This window comes from Variovorax glucosi (assembly GCF_051216695.1).
In the GTDB taxonomy this organism is placed as follows: Bacteria; Pseudomonadota; Gammaproteobacteria; order Burkholderiales; family Burkholderiaceae_C; genus Variovorax.
This window is the reverse complement of sequence record NZ_JBPJZE010000001.1, coordinates 1,585,052-1,611,172: the sequence shown is the minus strand read 5'-3', so window position 1 is coordinate 1,611,172 and position 26,121 is coordinate 1,585,052. Positions and strand designations below refer to the sequence as shown.

General features: G+C 64.9%; 25 protein-coding genes. 7 read left to right on the top strand and 18 right to left on the bottom strand.

The window, feature by feature from the left end; genetic code table 11:
• Positions 1-5: 5 nt before the first annotated feature.
• The 4 genes from ACSFA3_RS07595 to ACSFA3_RS07580 all read right to left on the bottom strand — a co-directional run bounded on the left by ACSFA3_RS07595 (position 6) and on the right by ACSFA3_RS07580 (position 2,445).
• Entirely contained in the window at positions 6-764 is a 759-nt protein-coding gene (locus ACSFA3_RS07595) for a 3-hydroxyacyl-CoA dehydrogenase (RefSeq protein WP_435504754.1), read from the bottom strand.
• Positions 765-919: 155 nt separating this feature from the next.
• Positions 920-1,477 (bottom strand): phasin family protein, encoded by a 558-nt coding sequence (locus ACSFA3_RS07590; protein ID WP_435504753.1) that lies wholly within the window; start codon positions 1,475-1,477, stop codon positions 920-922.
• A gap of 246 nt (positions 1,478-1,723) precedes the next feature.
• Positions 1,724-2,128: a hypothetical protein gene (locus ACSFA3_RS07585; protein ID WP_435504752.1), complete on the bottom strand. Its 405-nt coding sequence runs from the start codon at positions 2,126-2,128 to the stop codon at positions 1,724-1,726.
• Between the two features lie 83 nt (positions 2,129-2,211).
• On the bottom strand, positions 2,212-2,445 hold the full coding sequence (locus ACSFA3_RS07580; protein WP_435504751.1) for a CsbD family protein: 234 nt from the start codon (positions 2,443-2,445) through the stop codon (positions 2,212-2,214).
• A gap of 175 nt (positions 2,446-2,620) precedes the next feature.
• Here ACSFA3_RS07580 and pncB point away from each other — a divergent pair, with 175 nt between their 5' ends.
• Genes pncB through ACSFA3_RS07560 form a run of 4 tightly spaced genes read left to right on the top strand, consistent with a single transcriptional unit; the run spans position 2,621 to position 7,460 of the window.
• Positions 2,621-3,910, top strand: a complete 1,290-nt coding sequence (gene pncB, locus ACSFA3_RS07575) for a nicotinate phosphoribosyltransferase (RefSeq protein WP_435504990.1) — start codon at positions 2,621-2,623, stop codon at positions 3,908-3,910.
• Positions 3,907-4,911, top strand: coding sequence for a 2-hydroxyacid dehydrogenase (locus ACSFA3_RS07570; protein WP_435504750.1), 1,005 nt, complete (start codon positions 3,907-3,909; stop codon positions 4,909-4,911). The genes pncB and ACSFA3_RS07570 overlap by 4 nt, the downstream gene beginning before the upstream one ends.
• The gene (locus ACSFA3_RS07565; protein ID WP_435504749.1) at positions 4,912-6,288 is read left to right on the top strand and encodes a DNA recombination protein RmuC; all 1,377 of its coding nucleotides are present in this window, start codon (positions 4,912-4,914) and stop codon (positions 6,286-6,288) included.
• A 2-nt stretch (positions 6,289-6,290) separates the two neighbouring features.
• On the top strand, positions 6,291-7,460 hold the full coding sequence (locus tag ACSFA3_RS07560; protein WP_435504748.1) for an MFS transporter: 1,170 nt from the start codon (positions 6,291-6,293) through the stop codon (positions 7,458-7,460).
• An 8-nt stretch (positions 7,461-7,468) separates the two neighbouring features.
• Here ACSFA3_RS07560 and ACSFA3_RS07555 read toward each other — a convergent pair whose 3' ends face one another.
• Positions 7,469-8,335 (bottom strand): LOG family protein, encoded by an 867-nt coding sequence (locus ACSFA3_RS07555; RefSeq protein ID WP_435504747.1) that lies wholly within the window; start codon positions 8,333-8,335, stop codon positions 7,469-7,471.
• A 55-nt stretch (positions 8,336-8,390) separates the two neighbouring features.
• Positions 8,391-8,945, bottom strand: a complete 555-nt coding sequence (gene efp / locus ACSFA3_RS07550; RefSeq protein ID WP_435504746.1) for an elongation factor P — start codon at positions 8,943-8,945, stop codon at positions 8,391-8,393.
• Positions 8,946-9,100: 155 nt separating this feature from the next.
• Between efp and ACSFA3_RS07545 the strand changes: the two genes are divergently transcribed.
• Positions 9,101-9,877, top strand: a complete 777-nt coding sequence (locus tag ACSFA3_RS07545) for a fumarylacetoacetate hydrolase family protein (RefSeq protein ID WP_435504745.1) — start codon at positions 9,101-9,103, stop codon at positions 9,875-9,877.
• A 13-nt stretch (positions 9,878-9,890) separates the two neighbouring features.
• Here ACSFA3_RS07545 and ACSFA3_RS07540 read toward each other — a convergent pair whose 3' ends face one another.
• The 11 genes from ACSFA3_RS07540 to ACSFA3_RS07490 all read right to left on the bottom strand — a co-directional run bounded on the left by ACSFA3_RS07540 (position 9,891) and on the right by ACSFA3_RS07490 (position 22,756).
• On the bottom strand, positions 9,891-10,835 hold the full coding sequence (locus ACSFA3_RS07540) for an N-carbamoyl-D-amino-acid hydrolase (RefSeq protein WP_435504744.1): 945 nt from the start codon (positions 10,833-10,835) through the stop codon (positions 9,891-9,893).
• Positions 10,832-12,301, bottom strand: a complete 1,470-nt coding sequence (gene hydA / locus ACSFA3_RS07535; protein WP_435504743.1) for a dihydropyrimidinase — start codon at positions 12,299-12,301, stop codon at positions 10,832-10,834. The genes ACSFA3_RS07540 and hydA overlap by 4 nt, the downstream gene beginning before the upstream one ends.
• Positions 12,298-13,752: an NAD(P)-binding domain-containing protein gene (locus tag ACSFA3_RS07530; protein ID WP_435504742.1), complete on the bottom strand. Its 1,455-nt coding sequence runs from the start codon at positions 13,750-13,752 to the stop codon at positions 12,298-12,300. Before ACSFA3_RS07530 ends, hydA begins: the two co-directional genes overlap by 4 nt.
• Positions 13,753-13,765: 13 nt before the next feature.
• Positions 13,766-14,527, bottom strand: a complete 762-nt coding sequence (locus tag ACSFA3_RS07525) for an SDR family oxidoreductase (protein ID WP_435504741.1) — start codon at positions 14,525-14,527, stop codon at positions 13,766-13,768.
• Positions 14,524-15,522, bottom strand: a complete 999-nt coding sequence (locus ACSFA3_RS07520) for an NAD-dependent epimerase/dehydratase family protein (RefSeq protein WP_435504740.1) — start codon at positions 15,520-15,522, stop codon at positions 14,524-14,526. Before ACSFA3_RS07520 ends, ACSFA3_RS07525 begins: the two co-directional genes overlap by 4 nt.
• A complete protein-coding gene (locus ACSFA3_RS07515) occupies positions 15,519-17,213 on the bottom strand; it encodes a dipeptide ABC transporter ATP-binding protein (protein ID WP_435504739.1) in 1,695 nt (564 codons plus the stop codon). The genes ACSFA3_RS07520 and ACSFA3_RS07515 overlap by 4 nt, the downstream gene beginning before the upstream one ends.
• Positions 17,210-18,067, bottom strand: a complete 858-nt coding sequence (locus ACSFA3_RS07510) for an ABC transporter permease (RefSeq protein WP_435504738.1) — start codon at positions 18,065-18,067, stop codon at positions 17,210-17,212. Before ACSFA3_RS07510 ends, ACSFA3_RS07515 begins: the two co-directional genes overlap by 4 nt.
• Positions 18,064-19,095, bottom strand: coding sequence for an ABC transporter permease (locus ACSFA3_RS07505; RefSeq protein WP_435504737.1), 1,032 nt, complete (start codon positions 19,093-19,095; stop codon positions 18,064-18,066). The genes ACSFA3_RS07510 and ACSFA3_RS07505 overlap by 4 nt, the downstream gene beginning before the upstream one ends.
• 1 nt (position 19,096) lies before the next feature.
• Positions 19,097-20,719, bottom strand: a complete 1,623-nt coding sequence (locus ACSFA3_RS07500; protein ID WP_435504736.1) for an ABC transporter substrate-binding protein — start codon at positions 20,717-20,719, stop codon at positions 19,097-19,099.
• 14 nt (positions 20,720-20,733) lie between these two features.
• Positions 20,734-21,678 carry a dihydrodipicolinate synthase family protein gene (locus ACSFA3_RS07495; RefSeq protein WP_435504735.1) on the bottom strand — a complete coding sequence of 315 codons (945 nt, stop codon included), beginning with the start codon at positions 21,676-21,678 and terminating at the stop codon, positions 20,734-20,736.
• 130 nt (positions 21,679-21,808) lie between these two features.
• Entirely contained in the window at positions 21,809-22,756 is a 948-nt protein-coding gene (locus tag ACSFA3_RS07490; protein ID WP_435504734.1) for a LysR family transcriptional regulator, read from the bottom strand.
• A gap of 108 nt (positions 22,757-22,864) precedes the next feature.
• On the opposite strand from ACSFA3_RS07490, the gene ACSFA3_RS07485 reads away from it, so the two are divergent.
• Positions 22,865-23,542, top strand: a complete 678-nt coding sequence (locus ACSFA3_RS07485) for an aspartate/glutamate racemase family protein (RefSeq protein WP_435504733.1) — start codon at positions 22,865-22,867, stop codon at positions 23,540-23,542.
• Position 23,543: 1 nt separating this feature from the next.
• A complete protein-coding gene (locus ACSFA3_RS07480) occupies positions 23,544-24,968 on the top strand; it encodes an FAD-binding oxidoreductase (protein WP_435504732.1) in 1,425 nt (474 codons plus the stop codon).
• A 20-nt stretch (positions 24,969-24,988) separates the two neighbouring features.
• Here ACSFA3_RS07480 and earP read toward each other — a convergent pair whose 3' ends face one another.
• Positions 24,989-26,086: an elongation factor P maturation arginine rhamnosyltransferase EarP gene (earP, locus tag ACSFA3_RS07475; protein WP_435504731.1), complete on the bottom strand. Its 1,098-nt coding sequence runs from the start codon at positions 26,084-26,086 to the stop codon at positions 24,989-24,991.
• Between the last annotated feature and the right edge of the window lie 35 nt (positions 26,087-26,121).

Here is a 26,121-nt window from a genome sequence, read left to right as displayed (position 1 = left end):
CCGAATCAGCGCGGCGCCAGGCGAATCGCGCCGTCGAGCCGGATCACTTCTCCGTTGAGCATGTCGTTCTCGATGATGTGCTTCGCCAGCTTGGCGTAATCGTCCGGCGTACCGAGACGCGACGGAAAGGGCACGCTCGCTGCCAGTGCGTCCTGCACTTCCTGCGGCATGCCGAACAGCATCGGCGTGCCGAAGATGCCGGGTGCGATGGTCATGTTGCGGATGCCGCTGCGAGCCAGATCGCGCGCGATAGGCAGCGTCATGCCGACCACGCCGCCTTTCGATGCCGCATAAGCCGCCTGGCCGATCTGGCCGTCGTAGGCTGCGACCGAAGCAGTCGAGATGAGCACGCCGCGCTCGCCGGTGGACTCGGGATCGTTCTTCGCCATCGCGTCGGAAGCCAGGCGGATCATGTTGAAGCTGCCGATCAGATTCACCGTCACGGTCTTGCTGAAAAGCGCCAGCGAATGCGGCCCGGTCTTGCCGACCGTTTTCTCGGCCGGGGCGACGCCTGCGCAGTTGACGAGGCCCATCAGCTTGCCGAGTTTCACCGCAACGGCAACGACTGCCTGCCCGTCGGCTTCCTGGCTCACGTCGCAGCGCACGAAGACGCCGCCGATCTCGCGCGCGACCGTTTCGCCCTTCTCGGCCTGCATGTCGGCGATGACAACCTTGGCGCCGCTGGTCGCCAGCATCCGTGCCGTGCCTTCGCCCAGACCCGACGCGCCGCCGGTGACGATGAAAACCTTGCCTTCGATCTGCATGTGCTTGTCTCCTGAATTGTTCGAAGCGCAATTATCGAAGACGCCCGTGCCGTAAAAAGGCAAAAAAAAGCCCCGTCCGGAGACGAGGCTGAATTGGATCCGGGGATCCAAGGAGACAACTGCGAAGGTCCGGCAGAAAGCGCCAGACCGGATTCTCAGCGCTTGCGCGAAGCGGTTTGTGCGGTGGACTTGGCTGCGTTGACAGCAGTAGCCGACATCGTCTGGAAGTTGCTTTCGGCGACGTCGGAAGCCTGCTTGACAGCCTTCTGAACCGACTCGAATGCGTTGTTCGCAGCAGCGACGGCGCTCTTCATGACGGCGACGGCGGTTTCCGAACCGGCCGGTGCATTCTTCGTCGCGGTGTCGATCAGACCGGCGAAGTTCTGCTGGGCTTCAGCGGCCTTGGATTCCATGGCCTTGCCGAATTCGCTGCTGGTGCCCTGGGCGATGTCGTACAGATGACGGCTGTAGGCAGCGGTCTTTTCTGCGAGCGGCTGGAAGAGGCTGGCTTGAAGCGTCAGCAGCTCCTGAGCGTCCTTGACGCTGAGCATGGCTTGCGTCGTGCTCGAAGCTTCGCTCATTGCGGCCTTCGATGCGGTCATGTTGAGTTCGACGAGCTTCTCGACGCCTTCGAATGCCTTGGTGGTCAGGCCGAACAGCGTTTCGAGGTTTGCCTTTTGGGCGGCGAGGATTTGGTCAGCGGTCAGTGCCATGGAGAACTCCAGAGGTTGGTTGAATGAGGATCCCATCGAGATCACGGGACGCTGCGCCTGGCCATTGAATGTTGCGGTGCAGCATAGGCGCAAGTATAGGCAGATGGTTCTCAGGAGCAAGACCCGAAAACCCATTCGCAGCACTTTAGAACCGCGTTTCTAAATCTCGCAAATTCTCGCCGCGCAAACGCGCCCAAACGAAAACAGCGCCCGCAGGCGCTGTCATCGTCTCCGCCAGAAGGCAGATTACATCTTCTTCATCGCCTTGATGTCGGCCTTACCCTTGGCTTCATCGGCCTTGGCCTGCTTCACGCATGCATCCTTGGCTGCGCCGCTCTGGTCATCGCACTTTTCCTTTGCGACTTCATAGGTCATTGCGACCTTTTCTTCGGCAACCTTGCGTGCATGGCTGGTGCTCGGCTTGTATTGCTGCTCCAGATCCGCCTTGGCAACCTTCTCGGTGCCGCTGGCCTGCTTCTGGCAGACGTCCTTCGCGTTGTCCTTCATGGTGTCGCACTGGGCCTTGGCGACCTTGTAGTCGGCCGAGACTTTTTCCTTGGCGACGTTGTATTCGTCCTTCGTCAGGGCGCTAGCTTGCGCGCCCATGAAGCAGGTCGAAACGATGGCAAGTGCGAGCAGATGTTTTTTCATGATTTTTCCTCTTTGATTTTCAGTAGACAAATTGATTGATTGATCGATCGAGTGGTTCGACTCGACACGGTGTGCCCGGAGATCTACGAACGTTCGAACCAGAGCGCGGTCGGGTTGCGGCCATCGCGCGTTTCCCAATCGGCAACCTGCGTCTCGGCTTCGTCGCGGCTGATGCCGTGACGTTCCTGGATACGGCCCAGCAACTGTTCGCGCTTGCCGTTGATGACGTCGAAATCGTCATCTGTCAGCTTGCCCCATTGCTCCACGACCTTGCCCTTGAGCTGCTTCCAGTTGCCTTCGATGGTGTCTTTGTTCATAGCGTCTCTCCTTCGGTGAGTTGAACCGCCGCGCTGTCTCTGCGACGTGTCGAGACTTTAGTTTTGGCACCGATTCGCAACTGGTAGGACGCCCCGGGCTGGGGCCGTAGGCTGAGGCCTATTCAAGCGGTGAGGGACACGGAGGCCGTGCGCTGGCCATAATCGAAGCCCGGTCCTGAAAAGACGCCGGCAATGCAATTCGAGACATCGACAGAACTCGCGCCGTCAAATGATCATTCAAAGCCTGCTGGACACCGACCTCTACAAGTTCACGATGATGCAGGTCGTGCTGCACCACTTTCCCGGTGCCCGCGTCGAATATCGTTTCAAGTGCCGCAACCCCGGTGTCGATCTGGCGCAATTCGCCAACGAGATCCGCGACGAGATCCGCCAGCTGTGCTCGCTGCAGTTCAAGGAGCCGGAACTCAGGTATTTGCGATCGATGCGCTTCATCAAGAGCGATTTCGTCGATTTCCTGGGCCTGTTCCGGCTGAACGAGAAATACATCGACATCGTTCCGAAACCGTCCGGCGAACTGGAGATCAGCATCAAGGGACCATGGCTGCACACCATCCTGTTCGAGATTCCGGTGCTGGCGATCGTCAACGAGGTGTACTTCCGCAACATGCAGCGTCAGCCCGATCTCGCGGAAGGCCGGCGCCGGCTCGAAACCAAGATCGGACAGCTACAGGCCGAAGGGCTTTCCGATCTCAAGATCGCCGACTACGGAACGCGTCGGCGCTTCGCCAAGGACTGGCATGAAGAGGTATTGCGCACGCTGACATCCAGGCTGGGCGCCGTCGCCGTACCCCCTCAGTCCAGCACCAAGACCGCCCAGTTCGCCGGCACCAGCAATGTGCTTTTCGCGATGAAGCTCGGCCTGATCCCGCTCGGCACGATGGCACATGAATATCTGCAGGCCTGCCAGGCGCTGGGCCCCAGGTTGCGCGACAGCCAGATATTCGGATTCGAATCGTGGGCGCGCGAGTACCGGGGCGACCTCGGCATCGCACTGTCCGACGTCTACGGCATGAGCGCCTTCCTGCGCGACTTCGACCTCTACTTCTGCAAGCTGTTCGACGGTGCCCGTCACGACAGCGGCGACCCGTTCCAGTGGGGCGAACGCATGCTGGCGCACTACATCGCGAAGCGGGTCGATCCGCTGACGAAGACGCTGATCTTCAGCGACGGCCTCACGGTGCCGCGCACCATCGAGCTGTACCGGCAGTTTCGCGGCCGCTGCCAGCTGGCTTTCGGCATCGGCACCAACCTGACCAACGACCTTGGGTACGAGCCGCTGCAGATCGTGATCAAGATGATCCGCTGCAACGACCAGCCGGTCGCCAAACTTTCGGACACGCCGTCCAAGAACATGTGCGACGACGAGAAATACCTGGCCTACCTGCGACAGGTCTTCGAAATCGAACAGCCGCCGGCCCCTTCGTCCACCTTCCAGGCACCATGACAACGTCCACCAGATCCGCCAAGCCCCAAGTCCTCGTCACCCGCGCCGTGTTTCCGGAGACGATCGAGAAGCTTCAGCGCCATTTCGATGTCAAAGCGAATCAGGACGACGCCGAATGGTCGCCCGAGGAACTGATCCGCCGGCTGCAGGGCAAGCAGGGCGCCTTCACCACCGGCAGCGTGAAGATCGACGAGGCGGTGCTTGCCGCGTGTCCCGATCTGAAGATCTGCGCCAACATGGCCGTCGGCTACAACAACTTCGACGTCGACGCGATGGCACGGCATGGCGTTACCGGCACCAACGCGCCCGATGTGCTGACCGAAACCACGGCCGATTTCGGCTTCGCGCTGCTGATGGCGACGGCCCGCCGCATCACCGAGAGCGAGCATTACCTGCGTCGCGGCGAGTGGAAGAAGTGGAGCTTCGACATGTTCGCCGGCTCCGACATCCACGGCAGCACGCTTGGCATTCTCGGGATGGGGCGCATTGGCCAGGGCATCGCGCGACGCGGCGCTCTGGGCTTCGGCATGAACGTGATCTATCACAACCGCTCGCGGCTCGAAGCTGGCATCGAAGCGGAACTGAAGGCGCGTTACGTGAGCAAGGAAGAGTTGCTGAAGACGGCCGACCATCTGGTGCTTGTGCTGCCTTATTCGGCGTCTTCGCATCACGCGATCGGTGCCGCGGAGATCGCACGGATGAAGCCGACGGCCACGCTGGTCAACTTGGCGCGCGGCGGCATCGTCGACGATGCGGCGCTGGCCGAGGCGCTGCGCGACCGCGTCATCGCAGCCGCCGGGCTGGATGTCTTCGAAGGTGAGCCCTCCGTGAATCCGGCGCTGCTTACTGTGCCCAACGTCGTCCTGACGCCGCACATCGCCAGTGCCACGATCCCGACCCGCCGCGCGATGGCCGATCTGGCCGCCGACAACCTGATTTCTTTCCTGGAAGGCAAGGGCGCCCTGACACCGGTCACACCGGTCGCGCCCGCAACGAACTAAGTGGATTTCTGGATACTTCTGCTGGTCGCTGCGCTTGCAGCCGTGAATCTCGTTCTGATCGCTGTGCTCCTGCTGCGGCGTCCGCCGGAGGTCGATAACGACGACGCGGCCGAACTTCTCGCCGCACTGCGAACCGAGAGCGCGCGCACCGAGCGCTCCCTGCGCCAGGAAATCGGCGAATCCGCACGCAGCACCCGTCAGGAACTTGGCCAGAACTTCGCCGGCTTCCAGGCCGCGCTGGTGCAGCAAGGCGCTGAAGCGACCCGCACCCAGAACGCGCAGATCGACGCCTTCGCGACGCAGCTCACGCTGATGCAGAAGACGCTCGCCGACACGCTCAATACCCAGTTGCAGGGGCTGAGCGAATCGAATGCGCGTCGGCTCTCAGAAGTTCGCGCCACGATGGAAACGCAGCTCGCGCAGCTGCAGCAGTCGAACACAGCCAAGCTCGACGAAATGCGAAAGACCGTCGACGAGAAGCTGCAGAGCACGCTCGAAGCGCGGCTCGGCGAAAGCTTCAAGCAGGTCGCCGACCGGCTCGACCAGGTGCACAAGGGACTCGGCGAGATGCAGTCGCTGGCTGTCGGCGTCGGCAATCTGCAGCGCGTGCTGACCAACGTCAAGACGCGCGGCATCTTCGGCGAAGTGCAGCTGGAAGCGTTGCTCGAACAGGTGCTGACCACCGAGCAATACGGCAAGCAGGTTGAGACTAAGCCACGCAGTGGTCAGCGCGTCGACTTCGCGGTGCGCTTCCCAGGCCGCAGCGCCGACGGCGCGCCGGTCTGGCTGCCGATCGACGCCAAGTTCCCGCGCGACGACTACGAACGCCTGATCGATGCGCACGAACGCGCCGATGCACTGGCGGTCGAACTGGCCGGCAAGGCGCTCGAAGCGCGCATCCGCAGCGAAGCGAAGTCCATCGCCGACAACTACCTCGCCGCGCCGCACACGACCGATTTCGCGATCCTCTTCCTGCCGGTCGAAAGCCTCTACGCCGAAGTGTTGCGCCGGCCCGGGCTCATGGACGCGGTGCAGCGCCAGCACCGCGTGACGCTGGCCGGCCCGACCACTTTGCTGGCAATGCTCAACAGCCTGCACATGGGCTTCCGCACGCTGGCGCTGGAGCAGCAGGCGTCGGAGGTCTGGAAGATGCTCGGCGCGGTGAAGACCGAGTTCGAGCGCTTCGGCGAATGGGTGTCGCGCATCAAGGAGCAGGTCGCCAAGGCCTCCGACACGCTGGACAAGGCCGACACGCGGGCGCGCCAGATGCGCCGCGCGCTCAAGGGCGTGGAGGCGCTGCCGGAACTGCAGGCGCAGGCGCTGCTGCCGGTCGCGATCGACCCGGCGGACATCGAGGAAGACGGCAGCCCGGCATGAGCATGAAGGGTTCCGAGCTGTTCCGGTTGATCGGTGCGCAGGTCTTTCTCCACGCAACGATGGCCGGAATGCGGCTCGCGACACCGTTGCTGGCGCTCCAGCAGGGTTACAGCGCCGCAGCCGTCGGCGTGTTGATCTCGCTTTTCGCGCTCAGCCAAGTTTTTTTGTCCCTTCCTGCGGGGCGCTTCGCCGACAGGCACGGCTTGCGGCGGCCGATGTCGCTGTCGGTGATCGCCGCGTCGGGCGGCGCCGGTCTGGCCATGGCTTTTCCATACTTCCCCGTGATGTGCCTTGCGGCGCTGATGACCGGCGCGGCCACCGGCGTCACCGTGATATCGCTGCAGCGTCACGTCGGGCGTTCGGCGAGCAATCCGGTAGAGCTCAAAAGCATGTTCAGCTGGCTCGCCATTGCACCGGCTGCCGCCAATTTTTTCGGTCCCTTCCTGGCTGGTCTGCTGATCGATCATGCGGGTCGCCTGCCTTCGGACCTGCTGTCTTTCCGCGTCACCTTCGGCGTGCTGGCGCTGACGCCCATCGTCTGTCTGCTGATGGTCCGATCGGCCCGGGAAACCGAACATGTGCCGCCGCCGGTCGGCGCAGAGCGGAAGTCGGCGTGGCATCTTCTGCGGGAGCCGATGTTCCGGCGCCTGCTGTTCGTGAATTGGCTGCAATCGTCGAGCTGGGACGTGCATGCGTTCGTCCTGCCCATCCTGGGTCATGAGCGCGGGCTGAGCGCCTCGGTGATCGGCTCCATCCTCGGCGGCTTCGCCATCGCCGCGACCGTGGTGCGTCTGATCATTCCGCTGGTGGCGGCACGGGCCACGGAGCGCAGCGTGATCATGGCCTCGTCCATCGTGACGGCTGCGGTCTTCTGCATCTATCCGCTGCTGTATTCGGCCTGGGCGATGGCATTGTGCTCGGTCGTGCTCGGCTTCGCGCTCGGTTCGGTGCAGCCGATGGTCATGAGCATGCTGCACCAGATAACGCCGCACGACCGCCATGGCGAAGCGCTGGGTCTTCGGCTCATGGTCATCAACGCATCGAGCGTCGCCATGCCGATGCTCTTCGGCTCCATCGGCGCCGTCATCGGCATCGGTGGCGTGTTCTGGGTCGTCGGCGGCGTGATCGCGCTGGGTTCGCGCGGCGTTCTCGGATTAAAGGTGCGGCCTTAGAGCCTGGCTTACAGCTTGTAGAAACGCTTGATCGAATCCCACGCATCGACCGGTGCGTCGACATACTCGAACATCTTCACGTCGTCCGGCGAGATCACGCCTTCGTCGACCAGAAAATCGAAGTCGATCAGGCGCTTCCAATAGGCCGAGCCGAAAAGCACGATCGGCACCGGCTTCGCCTTGCGCGTCTGCACCAGCGTGACCACTTCGAACAGCTCGTCCAGCGTGCCGAAGCCGCCCGGGAACGCCACCAGCGCCTTCGCACGCATCATGAAATGCATCTTGCGGATCGCGAAGTAATGGAACTTGAAGCTCAGCGCAGGCGTGACGTACGGATTGGCTTCTTCTTCCATCGGCAGCGCGATTGCCAGGCCGATGTTCAGGCCGCCGCCTTCATGCGAGCCGCGATTGGCCGCCTGCATGATGCCGGGGCCGCCGCCGGTGCAGATGAAGAGCTTGTCTTTGGCCGCCTTGTCGGTGCTGTATTCCGCGACGAGTTTGCCGAAGGCGCGCGCTTGTTCGTAATAGTGCGAATTGCGCCCCAGCTTGCGCCAGCGTGCCGCTGCCGTGGCGTCGCCTGCGGCTTCGGCCTTGGCTATCAGCGATGCCGATTCTTCTTCGCTGCGGAAGCGCGCGCTGCCGAAGACCACGACCGTGTTCTCGATGCCGTGCTCGCGCATCTGCAGGTCGGGCTTCATGAGTTCGAGCTGCATGCGAAGACCGCGGGTTTCGCGGCGCAGCAGGAACTCGGGGTCTGCGAAGGCCAGGCGCGCCGGGTCGCGGTCCAGCGGCAGGCCCTTGTCCGAATGGGCCTGCAGCGTGGCCCATGCGTCGGCGAGGCGTTTGTCGTGAAGGTCGTGGGTGGTATCGGTCATTGGATGCTCCATGAAAAAAGGCTCCGCGAGGAGCCTTTCGATTCTTGCCGCGCGATCAGACGCGTTTGCGGTATTCGCCGGTGCGCGTGTCGATTTCGATCTTGTCGCCCTGTGCGACGAAGAGCGGAACCGGCACTTCGAAGCCGGTCGAGATCTTTGCAGGCTTCAAAACCTTGCCCGACGTGTCGCCCTTGACAGCCGGTTCGGTCCAGGTGACTTCGCGTTCGACGCTGGTCGGCAGCTCGACCGAGATGGCTTTCTCGTCGTAGAACACGACTTCGAGCGTCATGCCGTCTTCGAGGTAGTTCAGTGCGTCGCCCATGTTTTCGGCTTCGACTTCGTACTGGTTGAACTCTTCGTCCATGCAGACATAGAGCGGATCGGCGAAGTAGGAATAGGTGCAATCCTTCTTCTCGAGCACGATCTGGTCGATCTTGTCGTCGGCCTTGAAGACCACTTCGGTGTTGAAGTTGGCGACCAGGCTCTTGAGCTTCATGCGCACGGTGGCGGAGTTGCGGCCGCCGCGGCTGTATTCGGTCTTGAGGACGACCATCGGGTCCTTGCCGTGCATGATCACATTGCCGGCGCGGATTTCTTGAGCGATTTTCATAGATTGTCTGGCTGGTTGGCCGCGAGGCGCGGCAGGCCCTGTGGCCATCACGGCACCTGGAGAGATTCCGGGCCGAACGGCGGGCAGCAAATTTCGGGAAGCCGCCGATTTTAGCGGCTTTCCTAGAATCGACCAATTTCAGGAAGATACGACAAGTGCAGAACGACACCCTCAACGCCATTTCCGCCGCGATCGTCGCGGCACGTCGCACCGGCACCCCTGCCGACGAAACCCTCTGGCCCGGTGCGCAACTCACGCCCGACGAGATCTATACGTTGCAGGAACAGATCGCGGCCGAACTCGGCTGGACCGACGCTCCCGGTGCGCCGACCTACTGGAAGGGCGGAGGTCCATCGGTCACGTCGATCGCCACCTTCGCCAAGCTGCCTGCGCCGTCGGTGCAGCCATCGCCGGGTCGACTCGAGGTCAAGGATTTCCATCGTCTGGCCATCGAGATCGAAGTTGCCTTCCGGCTGGCGCGCGACATCTCGGCCGTCGACCTTGCCGCCCGTGCCGTGCACGATCCGGCCGCGCTGTTCGACGGTATGGCCGTGACGATCGAGCTGGTCGACTTCCGCTGGAAGGGCGAACAGAGCGCGCCGTCGGTGCTGCGGCAGGTCGATCTCCAGTCGAACGGTGCGCTGGTGGTCGGCGACTGGACGCCGCTCAAGACCGTCGATTGGGCGAAGCAGGTCGCACTGCTGTTGGTCGACGGCAAGCAGGTGGGGCGCTACGAAGGCGCGCATGTCTGCGGCGATCCGCTGTGGATGGCTTCGCAGTGGCTGCAGCACGGCGTCGCCCGCCATGACCAGCTCACCGCGGGCAGCGTGCTGACGACCGGCTCGTGGTGCGGCATGGTGTGGCTCGACGGTCCGGCCGAGGTGACTGCGACCTTCGAGGGGATCGGCGAAGCGTCGTTGACGCTCGTCTAGTCTTTCAAGAAAGTTAGAGCGGCGTCTTCACCACCGGCGCGCCGACCCCGGTGCGCTCGGTGATCAGCCCGTAATGCTCCGGCCGCCGATGCTTTGCGAAGTTGAAGACGTGGTTGCGGAAGTTGTCGCCTAGCGCCATGTCGCAGGCCGTGAAGATCACTTCGTCTTCCTCGCTTTGCGACTGAGCCACGATTTCGCCGGTCGGCGACACGATGGCCGATCCGCCGATCATGTGGAAGCCGTCTTCCGAACCGCACTTGGCTGCGGCGCCGATCCACAGCGCGTTCTGGTACGCATTGGCCTGCAGCGAGAGCAGGTGATGGAACATGCGCAGGTGCGGCGCCTCGGTCCAGTGGATGTTCCAGGACGGCGTGTTGTAGCCGAGCACCACCACGCGGGCGTCCTGCAGGCTCATGACGCGGAAAGTCTCGGGCCAGCGGCGGTCGTTGCAGATGCACTGGCCAATGTTCGTGCCTAGCATCGGCCAGACGCCGAAACCGTCGTTGCCGACCTCGAAGAACTTCTTCTCCAGATGCTGGAACGGCGCCTCGGGTTTGTGGTCCGAATGGCCCGGCAGATGGATCTTGCGATAGCGGCCGACGATCTTCGCCTGCTCGTCGACAAGGATCGACGTGTTGAACCGTCGTCCGTCTGCGGTGCGCTCCGCATATCCCAGATAGAAGCCGATGCCGAGTGATAGCGCCAGATCGAACAGCGGCTGTGTCGCGGGGTTCGGCATCGACGGCTCGAAGAAGCGCGCCTCGGCGTCTTCCTCGCTCATCCAGTAGCGCGGGAAAAACGTCGTCAGCGCCAGCTCCGGGAACACCACCAGCTTCGCGCCGCGGCCTGCGGCTTCGCGCATCATTTCCATCAGTCGCGCCACAGCAGATTCGCGGCTTTCGTTCAGGTGGATCGGGCCGAGCTGGGCGACCGCGAGACCGAAGCGTTCTTTCGTCATTCCCCGATTCCTTTCGTCCATGCGGACAGGGCGCCTTGTCGCGAGCCCGACGTCTTGCGCTGCATCGGCTCGGGCTTGCCGCGCGCGATGTAGCGGCCGGAGCCGCGTTCGGCATTCAGCATGTTGTCCCTGACCACGACCCTGCCGCGGCTCAACACGATCTCTGGCCAGCCGCGCAGGGTCCGCCCTTCGTAGGGTGTGTAGCCGACGTTGTCGTGCAGCATCGATGCGGTCACATGCGTTTCGCGCTCCGGATTCCAGAGCGCGAGGTCGGCATCGGCGCCGATCGCGATGCTGCCTTTCTGCGGCGCCAGGCCGTACATGCGCGCATGGTTGGTCGCGGTCAGCGCGACGAACTGCTCGATGGTGATGCGACCAGCCATCACGCCTTCGGAGAACAGCAGCGGCAGGCGCAGCTCGATGCCCGGCACGCCGTTTGCCATGTCCTTGAAACCCGTCTGGTCGCCCTTCGGCAGCTTGCCGGTTTCGTCGAAGCGGTAGGGCGCATGGTCGGACGAGTACACGCCCAGCGTGCCGTCCTTGAATCCTTCCCAGACCGCCTCCTGCGAAGCGCCGTCGCGCGGAGGCGGACTGCAGCAGAACTTCGCGCCTTCCAGTCCGGGCCGGTCGAGATCGTCGGCGGTGAGGAACAGGTATTGCGGACAGCTTTCCGCATGCACCTGTGCGCCGAGCGCTCGCGCGTGGCGAATGACCTGCACCGTTTCCTGGCCGGCGACATGCACGATCAGCACCGGCACGTCGAGCAGCCGCGACAGCGCGACGGCGCGAAAGGTCGCCTCCGTTTCTGCCAGCGGATCGTGCGCGACGCCGTGGAATTTCGGTGCCTTGAGCCCGCGCTCCAGCAGGCGCTGCGCGAGCCAGCGGATCATGTCGTGGTTCTCGGCATGCAGCATCACCAGCGCGCCTTCGCGGTCGGCCAGATCCAGCACGTCGAGCAGCTGATAGTCGTCGAGCTTGAGCTTGTCGTAGGTCATGTAGACCTTGAGCGACGTGATGCCGTTGCGGATGGCTTCGGGCAGGTCGACCGTGAGGGCAGTCTCGTCCGGGTCGGCCAGGATCAGGTGGAAGCCGTAATCGATCACCGCTTTTTCCGCGGCGCGCTTCGCGTAGTCGGCGATCACCTCCGGGATCTTCATGCCGCGGTGCTGCGCCGCGAACGGGATGATGGTCGTCGTGCCGCCGAACACTGCCGACACCGTCGCCGAATGGAAGTCGTCTGCGCACATCACGCCCATGCCGGAAAGCTGCTCGACATGCACATGGCTGTCGATGCCGCCGGGCAGTACCCAGCTACCTGCCGCATCGATGTCTTCGCGGCCGGCCGGCAGGTTCTTCCGGAGCGCGACGATGACGCCGTCCCGGATGCCGATGTCGGCCTCGAAGGTTTCGGTGTCGGTCGATACGCGACCGTTGCGCACCGTGAGGTCGTACAGGAAATCGCTCATGGCATGGTCCCCGTGGAAGTTGGTTGCCTGACGACGGCCTGCGGAACATCGTAGGCCTGGAACGACGCCCAGTGCGCTTCGATGTCGTCGCGGAACAGCCCGCGCGTGAGGCCCGCCACCAGCTTCGGAATGGCGGTCGTCATCGCATTGATCGACGAGCCCGACGCGCCGAAGCTCATCGTCGATGCAATGGCGAAGAGGTGCACGTTGCGCAGCCACGGCGTCGTGCCGGACGTGCGTTCGCTGAAGGCGTAGTCGTCGGCAAGGTATGGAAACCTGGCGAGCCGCGCATCCTGCTCGTCGGCGGGCGGCGTATAGCGGTCGCCCCAGGTGGCGATGTTGTCGGCGAAGTTCGCCAGCTCCGGTCTGGCGGCGAAGTCGATGTCGATGCCGGTAGCGGCGATCACGAAGTCGGCCTGCAGCATGCCGCTGTCGGTGTCGAGTTCGATGCGTTCCGATGCTTCATTGAAGCGGCTGCCGCGCACGCTGGTACCCGTGTGCATCCGGAACGCAGCGTGGGAGGCGCACCGGTCATAGGTGGGCTGCGGAAAGCCTTCGCGCATGCTCAGCACATGCCGCATGAAACGCCAGCGCCAGCTGTCGTCGAGGTCCGAGAGATGCCGCAGGAAGCCACGAAACGTGAGCCAGCGATAGGGCTGGACGACTTGCGCCTCGGCGCGTCGGCACAGCAGATGCACGGCTGCCGCGCCGGCTTCCAGCGCTGTGGCCGCGTTATCGAACGCCGATGCACCGGCGCCGATCACCACCACCGTCTTGCCATGCACGCGGGCGAAGTCGAAAGGTTGCGACGAGTTCACGCAACGGTCCGCCGGCAGGCTGGCGAGCGAATCGGGCATCGTCCATCGGCCGACGCCTTCCTGGCCGGTGGCGAGAACGATCTTTCGTGCGTACAGCGTGCGGGCCAGGCCGTCGTGCTCGACCTCCGCAGCCAGCAGATCGCTGCCGTCGACCGGCGCGATGCGCAGCAGTCGCGTCCCGTTCTCGACCGGCACATCTGTCACGCGGCGCACCCACAGCAGGTACTCGGCCCACAAGCCTTTCGGCAGCATGTCGAGTGTGTCCCAGGCGGCCTCGCCGAAGCGCGCCTCGTACCAGGAGCGGCAGGTCAGGCTGGGAATGTCGAGATCGGGGCCGGTGTAGTCCTTGGGGTTGCGCAGCGTCTGCATGCGCGCGTAGGTATTCCACGGCCCTTCGTATGCGGCCGGCGCCGCATCGATCGCCAGGATGTTGTCGACCTTCGAGCGCAGCAGCCCGAAGCCGGCTGCGCTGCCCGACTGGCCCGCGCCGACGATCAGCACGTCGAGGGCCGGAAGGCCGTCCGGCCCGGTGCGCGGCACGAGCCAGGGCTTGTGCGGGTGCGCGATGCTGGCCAGTTCGCGCGCGATGCGTGCTTCGAGTTCGGCAAGCCGTTCCGGTCCATGTGAATTCATCGTGTGCTCCATTTCAACCTGCGAGCCATCCGCCGTCGACCACCATCGTGGTCCCGGTCGTGAAGGCCGATGCGTCGCTCGCCAGATGAAGCACCGACGCGGCGATGTCTTCAGCGCTGCCGAACCGGCCCAGCGCGTGACGCTCGAGCGAGAGTTCGCGTGCGGCGGCCGGGTCGGCCTGCCGGGCGAATCCGCGCGCCAGCATCGGCGTGTCTATGGCGCCGGGCGCAATCGCGTTGACGCGGATTCCGTCGGCGGCATAGTCCAGCGCCATGGTCCGCGTGAGGCTCATGATCGCCCCCTTCGCCGCGATGTAGGCACTGTTGCCGCGACCGCCGGCCAGTGCCAGCTGCGATGTGAAGGTGACGATAGACCCGCGTGCCTGCCGCTGCATCTGCGGAATCGCCGCGCGCGCCCAGAGCCAGGTGCCGCCGACGTTGGTGCGGAACACCGCGTCCCAGTCGTCCGGCGACGTCGTCGTCACCGTGCCGCCGCAGGAAAAGCCGGCCGCGCACACCAGCACGTCGATGCGACCCCATTGCGCGCGCACGGCGGCCGCATCGGCGTCGGCGGTGCCGGGCATGCCGACATCGGAGCCGAAAGCCAGTGCTTCGCCGCCTTGCGCCCTGATCTGCATGACAGTCGATTTCGCCGCGTCGAGGTCGCGGTCGACAACGGCCACGCGTGCGCCTTCGCTCGCAATGAGCAACGCCGATGCCCGGCCGATCCCCGAACCGCCGCCGGTGACGATGGCGACCTTGTCCTGCAGTCTCACGGTGTTCCTTTCGATGACCGAGGCGACGACGCATGGTGTCGGCACCAGTCGTCGAGATGCACGACCGAATCGGCAAGGCCGAAGCCCGCCCGCCAGCCCAGCTCGTCATGCAGCCGCGCAACCGACAGCGCACCGCGATCGGCAGGCGAGTGCAGGTCGATCGTCGGCGTTTCGCTCTCATGCGCGAGCCGGCATTCGAAACCCGGCCTCAGCGCCACTAGCTGTTGCCCCCACTCCAGAACCGACCAGGTCTCCGGCGTCGACACGTTGTAAACGCGATGCCTCATTGCTTCTGCGCGCAGGACGGAATGCACGGCGCGCGCGACGTCGGGCGCGTAGATCCAGTCGCGCACGCCGGGGCGCGCGAGCAGCGCTGGCTTGCCTAGGCGTGCGGCCTCGGTGATCTGGAACTGCGGGCTCGTCGTGTCGCGTACGCCGGTGGCGCGTTCCCACGGGCCGAACACGGCGCTCAGGCGCAGGCTGACGAAGTCCAGCGACCACAGGTCCGCCATGCGTCCGCCGATCATCTCGGAGGCGAACTTGGTGATGCCATAGAGACCCGTGGGCTGCGGCGCGATGGTCTCGTCGATCAGGGCGACGTCCAGTGCGGACCGACCGTAAGCCGCTGCGGAACTCAAATTGACGATACGGTGCACACCGGCATCCCGCGCCGCGCGCAGGATCGGCGTCAACGCCATCAGGTTGATCTGCAGGATGGTTTCGGGTTCGCGTATTTCACGCGCTGCATCGGCCGTCACGGCAGAGCCGAGAACGACATTGTCGATTTCGTAGGTCAGAGCGCCGGTGACGGCTTCCATGTCGGCCACGTCGCCTCGGATCACTTCGAGCGAACCCGGCAGCGCGTCGAAAGCTGCGACGGCTGCATCGGGCAGCGGCAGCCGGTCGAACAACACCACGGCTTCGCCTTCCGACAGCAGCCGCGCCGCGATGTTCAGGCCGACGAATCCTGCCCCGCCGAAGATCAGCGTCTTCATGCCGGCACCGCCTCAAAAACCAACGGTGCCGCATGCGGCTCGAAATGCGGGATCGCTGCGATCAGCGCACGCGTGTAGTCGGACTTGGGTGCGCTGAAGATGTCGGCGCTGCGACCTTCCTCGACCACCTCGCCGTTGCGCAGCACGATGGTGCGCTCGCACATCATCCGCACCACGTTCAGGTCGTGGCTGACGAATAGGAAGGCCAGGTCTTCCTCTCGGCGCAATCTGTCGAGCAACTGCAGGATCACCGCCTGCACCGACACGTCCAGCGCCGCCGTCGGCTCGTCGAGCACCAGCAGTCGTGGCTTGCAGGCGATGGCGCGCGCGATTCCGATGCGCGCTTTCTGGCCGCCGGAGAGCTGGTGCGGAAAACGTTCCAGCAGTTCGAGCGGCAGGCCCACGCGCAGCGCACAGTCGTTCACGGCCTTGGTCAGCGCCGCGCCGGACGACATGCCGCCGAGTCGGCGCAGCGGATGCGCGATGCAGTCGAAGGCGCTGAAGCGCGGATTCAGGCTGTCGTGCGGGTCCTGGAAAACGATCTGGATGTCTTTGCGCAGCAGCGACTTGTGGAAGTCGCTTGCCGGGATGTCGCCGATGCTGCCGCCGTCGAACAGGATGTTGCCGTCGCTGGCATCGATCAGCCGGCACAGCATCCGCGAGATCGTGCTCTTGCCCGAGCCGGATTCGCCGACCAGCCCCAGGCTCTCGCCGCGCGCAAGACGGAACGACACGTTGTTCACCGCCGTGATTCCGCCGGGATAGCGCTTCGACAGCTTCTGCACTTCGAGCAGCAGCGGCGTGCCGGGTACGGGCGCGGGTCTGGGCGCCGCGACCTTCAATGCGACGGATGCCGTACCGGCGTCCGCGACGAGATCGGCGATGGTCGATGTCAGCGTCGGCGATGCGGCGACGAGACGCCTGGTGTACGGATGCGCCGGTGCGCTGAAGAGCTGCAGCGGTGGCGCATCTTCGACTACCTGGCCGCGTTCCATCACGACCACGCGGCTGCAGTATTTCGCGGCGAGGCCGAGGTCGTGCGTGATGAGGATCATCGCCATGCCGCGCTTGACGGTGATGGCTGCGAGCAGGTCCATCACGGTCTTCTGCGTCGTCACGTCGAGGCCGGTCGTCGGCTCGTCGGCGATCAGCAGCGCAGGCTCGCTGGCGATGGCCATCGCGATCATGATGCGCTGGCACATGCCGCCGGACAGTTCGTGCGGGTAGGCGTCCAGGCGCTTTTCGGGCTCGCGGATCAGCACGTCCTTCAGCAGATCGAGTGCCTTGCCTCGCGCCTCCGCCGGCGTGAGGTTGGTATGCACCTTGAGCGCATCGGCGATCTGCAGACCGACGGTGCGGATCGGATTCAGCGCCGCGCGCGGGTTCTGGAAGATCATCGAGATGGCCGCGCCATGCGTCGAGCGCAGTGTCTTCCAGGTCGCGTTCGTGATGTCCTGGCCGCGATACCGGATCTTGCCGCCGACGATGCGGCCGGCCGCTTCGAGCAGGTGCGTCACGGCGAACGCGGTGACCGATTTGCCGGAGCCGCTCTCGCCGACGATGCCCAGCGTCTGGCCGATGTCGAGCGAAAGGCTCACGCCGCGCACCGCCTCGACCATGCCGCGCCGCGTCGAGAAGCTGACGCGCAGGTCCTCTATTTCCAGCAACCGCTGTTCAGAACTTGTGCTCATGTCCGCATCCTCGGGTCGAGGATGTCGCGCAGCCCGTCGCCCAGCAGGTTGAAGAAGAGCACGGCGATCATCAGCGCGAAGCCGGGAGTCGCGACCAGCCACCAGTTGCCGGTCGAGATGAAGCGCGCGCCCTCGGCGACCATGATTCCCCACTCCGGTGTCGGCTGCTGCACGCCCAGCCCGATGAAAGACAGGCCGGCCGCGTTCAGCACCGCCCAGCCCAGGTTCAGCGAGATCTGCACAGCCATCGCCGGCAGGATGTTCGGCAGCAGGAAACGCAGGATCACCGACAGGTGAGAGTCGCCGCAGGCGCGTGCCGATTCGACCCAGCCGGCGTTGCGCCGCACGTTGACTTCGGCCCGTGCGAAGCGGATGTAGAAGGGCAGGTTGATGAAGGCGGTGGCGATCACGATGTTCTCGACGCGGTTGCCCAGCGCCGCTACCATCGCCATCGCCAGCACGAAAAGCGGGAAAGCCATCAGCACGTCGACGAAGCGCCCGACCACGCGGTCGAGCCGGCCGCCGACGTAGCCGCAGATGCTGCCGATGACCGCGCCGAGGACGAAGGACAGGCTGACGGCCGAGGCCGCAATCATCAGGTCGAGCCGCGCCGCGACCACGGTGCGGCTGAACACATCGCGGCCGAGCTGGTCGGTGCCCGCCCAGTGCAGCGCGCTCGGCGCCTGCAACGCATTCGCGACATCGGAGGCGATCGGGTCGTACGGCACGATCCACGGCCCGATCGCCGCGAGCACGCAAAGGATGGCGACGCCGATGGCAGCCACGGCCGTCAACGGATTGCCGCGCAGCACCCACGCGACGTGGTTCAGGGTTCCTGATGTGGCGGTGCTCATTCGATCGAGATCCTGGGGTCGAAGATGCTGTACAGGATGTCGACGATCAGGTTGACCAGCACGAAGATCGACGCCATCAGCAGCACGAAGCCCTGCACCGGCGCATAGTCGGAAGCGAGCAGCGCATCGAGCGCATACGACGCCACGCCGGGCCACGAGAACACCTTTTCGACCAGCACGTTGGCGCCCAGCATCGTGGAAAACACGATGCCGAGGATGGTCAGCACCGGCAGCACTGCATTGCGCAAGGCGTAGGTGACGACGATGCGCCACGACGGCAGCCCGATAGAGCGTGCTGTGCGCACGAAGTCGCTGCCCAGCGCGGTGAGCATCGAGGCGCGCGTGATGCGGGCGATGGGCGCGAGCACGAAGAGCGCCATCGTCAGCGCGGGCAGCATGAGCTGCCTTGCTGCGGCCCACCAGCCGGCCATGTCGCCGGCAATCAGGAAGTCGATCAGCAGGAAGCCGGTCACGTTCGGCGCCGAGCCTGCGAAGACGTCGAGCCGCCCGGTCGGGTCGGGCGCGATGCCGAACATGTAATAGAAGACGTAGACCAGAAGCAGGCCGGAGACGAAGGTGGGCACGCAGACGCCGACGACGCAGAACATGCGCACCGCGTGGTCGATGAACGAGCCCGCGCGCAACGCGGCGAGTATGCCGAGCGGCACCGCGCTGACGAGTGCGATGAAGAGCGCGGTGAAGGTGAGTTCGAGCGATGCGGGCAGGCGCTGCCGGATGTCCGACACCACCGGCTGGCCGGTTGTCAGCGAACGGCCGAGCTTGCCTGTGCCGACGTCCTTGAGGTAGAGAAAAAGCTGCTCCGGGATCGGCTTGTCGAGTCCCATCTGCTTGCGCACCATCTCGATCTCTTCCTTGCCCGAATTCGCACCCGAAGCGAAGAACACGGCCGGGTCGCCGGGCAGCACGCGCATCAGCAGGAACGTGAAGACAAGCACTCCGAACAGTGCCGGCAGCGAGGAGACGAAGCGCCGGCCGGTGCGGCGCAGGGTGGTGGCTAGCAGGGTCACGTCATTTCCGCGCGACGTCCCGGAAGTCGACCTGGCGATGGAACTGGTACACATAGCCGTCGAGCGACGGCGCCATCACCGCGTCCTGGCTGGCCTGCCAGATCGGTATCTGCGCCATCAGGTCGAAGGCCATCGCGTTGAGCTGTCTGGCATAGGCCGCGTACTTGGCCGGGTCGCTTTCGAAACGGGCCTTCTCGGCCACTTCGACCAGCTTCGGATCGTCCAGCGAGCTGTAGTTCCAGCGCTGCTTGCCGGTGTAGAAGTTGCGATAGAAATAATCGTTCGACGGCAGCCAGGCGACGATGTTCTCGGTGAAGAACGGCGCCTTCTTCTCGTTGATGAGCGTGGCCATCTGCGCGTCGGGCAGCTTCTGGATGTCGACCTTGACGCCGATCTTCGCCAGCGACTCCTTGATGAGCGCAGCCATCGGTTCGGCGATGTTGGCCTGGCCCAGGTTGAAGGCGAAGGGCGTTTCGAAGCCGTTCGGAAAACCCGCTTCGTTCAGCAACTGCTTGGCCTTGACCAGGTCGAGCTTCACCGGCTGCGCGATCGGAAAATCGGCGCTCGGCGGGCCGTCCTTCCAGGTCGCGTTGAACAGCGGCTTGCCGCGGCCGAACAGCGCCGCCTTGAACATGTCGTCGTAAGGCAGCGCATAGGCGATGGCCTGGCGGACCTTGACGTTGTCGAAAGGCGGCATCTGCGTGTTGAAGGAGATGAAGCTGACCGCGTTGTACTGCGGTGTCGAGACGACCTTGACCTTGCCTTTGCCGGCCAGAGAAGCCGCATCGTTGGCCTGCAGGTCGATGGCCAGGTCGGCGTCGCCGCGTTCGACCAGGTTGGCGCGCGTCGCGGCTTCGGGAATCGTCTGTGCGATCACGCGCTTGAAGGCGGCGGGCTTGCCGTCGGCGCTGCGCGTCCAGTCCTCGTTGCGCTTCAGGATGATCTGCTCGCCGGGCTTGAAGCTCTCGACGCCGTAGGCGCCGCTGCCCGCCGTGTTGGCCTTGAGCCAGTTCTGCGCCCACGGATCGTCCGGGGTTGCGTGCGACTTCGCAACCTTCGAATTGATGATGATCGGATAGACGGTGGCGAGGTTCGACAGCGCGAGCCGGTCGGGCTTGGGCAGCGTGACTTCGAACGTGCCGGCATCGATCACCTTAAACTGGTCGGCGCTGGTCATCGAGCCGGTCAGCAACTGCGCGGCGGCCAGCGACTTGGCCGTGACGGCACGGTCGAGCGACCACTTCACGTCTTCGGCGGTGACGGGCGTGCCGTCCTGGAACTTCGCGTCCTTGCGCAGGTAGAAGGTGATCTTCAGCCCGTCGGGGCTCACGACATAGCGCTCGGCCAGTTCGCCGCGGATCTTTTCCAGGTCGAACACCCAGTTGTCGCCCTGCTTCTTCTTGCCGAACGAAACCAGCCGGTCGTAAGTGCTCATGCCGACGGTGAAGGCTTCGCGCGTGGTGCCGAGCATGGTCGGGTCGAGCGTGTTGACCGTGCCGCCTGTCACGAAGCGCATCGTCTCTGCGCGGGTCTGTGCCGAGGCCGGCGCTGCGAGCAACGCCACGGACAGGGCAATCGCCGTGAATGCGAAGTTTGTGAAGAAGGGAACGCGTGGGTGAGTCATGGGTTCGCTTTCGATCAGAAGTGGAGGGGAGGCGCGTCGATGGCGAGGCCGGTGCGGGCGACCACGGCCTCGAGTTCGCGCGTGGTGACGGCATCGATGCGCAGGCCCGGCGAGCGGATCGCATCGCAGGCGATGGCGCCGCGGCGCATGTAGATGTACTTGCGCAGCGCCAGGCCGATCCTGGGCTGGAACTCGTAGCGGATCAGCGGGCAGTAGGTGTCGAAGACCTTGGCCGCGCCGTCGATGTCGCCGGCTGCGAACAGCGTGTAGATGCGCGCCAGGATCTCCGGATAGGCGAAGCCGGTCATGGTGCCGACCGCGCCGCGCTGCAGTTCTTCGAGCAGATAGACGCCGCCAAGGCCGCCGAAGATGCGCATGCTGTCGCCGGCCAGTTCGCGGATGCGCGTGATTTTCTGGCCGACCGGCGGCTCTTCCATCTTGATCATGCCGACGCCGCCTTCGCGGCCCAGCTTCGCGACGACCTCGGCCTTGATCTCGGTGCCGAAGGAGTCGGGGAAGTCGTGAATGATCACGGGGATCGCGATCGACTTCGCGAGCGTCTGGTAGTACTCGAACTGCATCGCATCCGAAGCGCCGTCCAGCGGTGCGGCGAACACCGCCGTCGCGCCGAGTTCCTGCGCTTCGCGCGCCTGCTCGATGGCGCCGGCCAGACCGAGTGCGCGCACGCCGACCCAGACCGGAAGCCGGCCTTCGGCGCAACGCACGAAGGTGTCGACGACCGTGTGGCGCTCGTCGTTCGAAAGCTTGTGCGACTCGCCGAGGAAGCCGAGGATCGCCAGTCCGGCGACGCCGGCGCGGACCTGGAATTCGACCAGTGTGGCGATGCTGTCGAGGTCGAGCGTGAAGTCCTGCCTGAACGGTGTCGGGCAGATCACGTAGACGCCGGACGATGCGGCCGAGGAAGCGGACGAGTCAGGAGAAGAGGCAGATGCGGTCATGAATGGCTCCGGGTTCGAAAGTCATTCTTCGTGTCGGCATCGTCCATGTCGTGTGCCTTTTCGTCGGGCACCCTTAACCTGTTGTTAAGCCCCGGCTCGATTCGCCTTCAGGGTGCATGCGCTGCACCAACTAGGCGTCGGCAGTGAGCGAAAGCGGTGCATGCGACGCGTCGGTCGGCGTCTCGAATCCCTGCTTCTGCATCAGGTCGCGCAACACCAGCACGAAGCTTTGCGCCAGCTTCGACAGCGGATCGAAACGCTGATGCACGAGGTTGGCCTGCAGCTCCGGCGCGTTCGCGACCTGACGCACGATGAGCTGATGCGTCGGCCAGTTGCGCACCGAGAACTCGTCGACCAGCGCGATGCCGCCACCGGCCTGCACCAGCGAGCAGGCGTTCTGCGGCGAGCCGACCTCGATGGCAGCCTTGAGCACTTCTTCGGCGGCGTCGTACATGCCTTCGAGGATCAGGCCGAACGGTGTCGCCCGGTCGTACGAGATCAGCGGATACGGCCGCATGTCGGCCAGCGTCAGCGTGCCGAGGCGCGAGAGCGGATGGTTGTAAGGGCAGATGCAGACCAGCTGCCCCTTGCTGAGAGGCGTGCTTTCGAGGTTGGGATGCTCCACCGGCAGGATGGTGACGCCGAGGTCGGCCTGGTGATTGAGCAGCCGCTCCTTCAGCGGCGCATAGCCGAGGTACTGGAAAGTCAGCTTGACCTGCGGATGGTCTTCCCGGAAAGCCGCGATGGCCTGCGGAATCATCATCTGCCCGATGCTGGGGCTCGACACGATGTTGAGGATGCCCTGGCGGTTCTCGGCCAGCTCCTGCGCGAGCTCGTTGACGCGCTGCACGCCCTGGTACATCCGCTCGATTTCATGGAACAGCTTCTTGGCTTCGGGCGTGGCGTAGAGACGTCCCTTGATGCGCTCGAACAGCGCGAAACCGACACGGCTTTCGGTGTGCGACAGCAGGCGGCTCACCGCGGGTTGCGACACGAAAAGCAGCTGCGACGCACCGCGGATCGAGCCGGTCGTCATGACCGCGCGGAACACCTCGATCTGACGCAGATTGATGGACATGGCTTTCCCGGTCGGTTTCAAAAACCTTAACCAAACGTTATGGATCGCACATGAAAAAGCAAGGAGCGTGCCCCTTGTGCAGCGCAACGGGAACCCTAGACTGAAGCGATGCAATCCGCGATCCAGCCCGTTCAGGTCATCAATCCCAACAGCAGCCGAACGGTCACGGCCGGCATCGACGCGGCGCTGGCGCCGTTGCGTAGGGCTGGCGGTCCTGAGATCCGGTGCCTCACGCTGGACGAAGGTCCGCCGGGTGTCGTCACGCAGTTCGACGTGCAGAGCGTTGCGGTGCCGCTGGCTGCGCTGGCCGATTCGCTGTCGGCGCAATCGTCCGCCTACGTCATCGCCTGCTACAGCGATCCGGGCCTGCATATGCTGCGCGAGCGGCTCACGCAGCCGGTGCTGGGCATCGGCGAGTGCGGCGTGCTCACCGCGATGACGCTGGGCGAGCGCTTCGGCGTCATCGCGATCCTTGACGCGTCGATTCCGCGACATTTACGGACGTATGCCGCGATGGGCGTCACGGGCCGGTTCGCCGGCGAACTCGCCATCGGTCTGAACGTGCAGGAGCTGGCCGAGAAGGAGCGCACTCTGGCGCGCATGAAAGACATCGGCAGGCGCCTTCGCGACGAACGTGGCGCCGACGTGATCGTGATGGGCTGCGCCGGCATGGCTAGCTACCGCGACGAGCTGCAACGATCGCTGGGCATCCCGGTCGTCGAACCGACGCAGGCCGCCGTCGGCATGGCGATCGCCCGCGTGCAGCTGAACTGGCATGGGAGCTGACATGCCCTTGCTGAACAGACTCCATGCGCTGGTCGGCCCTGCGGGGCTGGTGGTGGACGCCGATGCGCAGGCGCCGTACCTCACCGACTGGCTCGGCAAATGGACCGGCAGGACGACCGTGGTGGTTCGCCCGGCCAACACCGCCGAGACGGCTGCGGTCGTGCGCCTGTGCAGCGAGACACGCACGCCGATCGTCACGCAGGGCGGCAATACCGGCATGAGCGGCGGCGCCACGCCGGACGCGAGCGGCGCGCAGGTGGTTCTCAGCACGACCCGCATGAACCGCGTGCGTGCCGTCGATCCGGTCAACAACACGCTGACGCTCGATGCCGGCGTGATCCTCGCGAACGCGCAGGAGGCCGCACGCAGCGTCGACCGCTTCTTTCCGCTCAGCCTCGGCGCGCAGGGCAGCTGCACGGTCGGCGGCAACGTGGCGACCAATGCGGGCGGTACCGCCGTGCTGCGCTACGGCAACACGCGTGAACTGGTGCTGGGGCTCGAAGTGGTGCTGCCGGACGGCCGTATCTGGCACGGGCTGCGCGGCTTGCGCAAGGACAACACCGGCTACGACCTTAAGGGCCTGTTCATCGGTTCCGAGGGCACGCTGGGCGTGATCACCGGCGTGGTGCTGAAGCTGTTCTCGCGGCCCACTTCGCATGCGACCGCGTGGGTCGGTGCCGATTCGCTGGAGCAGCTGGTCGACCTGCTGGGCCTCATGCGCACGCGCTGCGGCGAGCGGCTGACAGCTTTCGAGATGATGACCGCGGCGTCGCTGCAACTGGTGCTCGATCGGGTGACCGACACCCGCGCGCCGCTGGCCAGGCCGGCGCTGTTCAACGCGCTGATCGAACTCAGCGACACGGGCGCCGTGTCCGATGCGCATGGCGGCGAATCCGGTCCCGACGCGCTGCTGGAATCGGCGCTCGCGGAGGCGATGGAGGCCGGACTGGTCAACGACGCGATGCTGTCGGCCAGCGAGGCACAGACGATGGCGCTGTGGAAGCTGCGCGAAGGCATCTCGCAGGCGCAGGTGCGCGCCGGCAAGGCGATCAAGCACGACATCGCGCTGCCGATTTCATCGCTCGCTTCGTTCGTGGCGCAGGCCGAAGAAGACGTGCAGACCTGTCTGCCGGGCGCGAGCGTCATCAACTTCGGCCACCTCGGCGACGGCAACCTGCACTACAACGTCCTGATGCCTGCCGACACCGACTACCAGACGCTCAAGCAGCGCACGCACGATCTCAACGCGGTGGTCCACCAGCTGGTGACGAGCTACGGCGGCAGCATCAGCGCGGAGCATGGCGTCGGGCAGCTGCGTCGCGACGAGTTGCGCGTCTACAAGTCGCCGGTCGAGATGGAACTGATGCTGCGCATCAAGCAGGCGATGGACCCGAACCAGATCATGAATCCGGGGAAGCTGCTGTAGTTGCCATGATCGAGAGAGCTTCAGCCGGAGATTCTTGCGACGAAACGCCGGAGCTGCGTCACCAGATCGTCCTGTGCCAGAAGTCGTTCGCGGGCCGGTTTCAACGCGGCTGACCAATCGTCGAGGATCGCGGCATCGGGCCAGTCGATAGGCGCATCGACGGTGCCGTTCCACGCGGCGTGAAATCGGCGCAACGTCGGCGGCGCGTCGATGGCATCGAGCAGCGCATCGAGCTTGACGTGGTGCGCATCGTCGTCCTGCGGGTAGATCTGCCAGGCGAACGGCTTGCCGGCCCAGATGGCGCGGACGAGCGAATCTTCGCCGCGCACGAAGTTGAAGTCGGCGGCCCAGAGCAGTTCGTCGAAAGCTGTCTGCGTGAGGAAGGGCAGGAAGGTGATCGACAGCATGCCGATGCCGGTCTGCGATGCGCCGTCCATGCCTTGCAGCGTGGCCTGAACGGCCAGCGCCGCGCGGCCGGAGGTCACCAGCAATCGCGTCGGCTCGGCGCCGCCGGCCCAGTGCGTCATCAGGTGCCGCAAGTCAAGCGGCTCGTAGCAGAACAGCGTGACGACGCGCTCGCCTTGCCAGTCGACGCCGTGCCCGGCAAGCCAGCCGCGACGGTCGAACGCAGCCTGGCGTTCGACGAGATCGAGCTCCCGCAGCAATCCGCCGGTGCCGCGCGTGAAGCCGGGATAGAAGAAGTGCTTGCTCAATCCTTCGCCAGGTCCCTTGAAGACCGGCGAGGGGAGTGTGTGCAGACGCTCGACATACGGTTCGGCGGAGAGGTATTCGAGATTGATCCAGGCTGTCCCGCGCGCATGTGCCTTGGCACGGGCGGCGAAGCGCGCGACCAGGGCGGTGGCTGGCTCGCAGCCGAAAGCCTCGATCAGGACGTCCGGCGCGTCCTCCGTTGCGGCCGTGGCTACGGCCTCGGCGTCGGACCAGTCGATCGCCGAGACGCCTTCGCAACCTTCAGGCGCCATCCATCGCAGCATGTCCGGTGCATCGGTCCAGAGGCGCACGGTGTCGCCGGCCAGTGCCAGGTCGCGCGCCAAGCGCCAGCAGACGCCGGCATCGCCGTAGTTGTCGATGACATTGCAGAACAGATCCCAGCGCATGCGCGTCCCCAGAAACGAAAAAGGCTCCCGCAGCC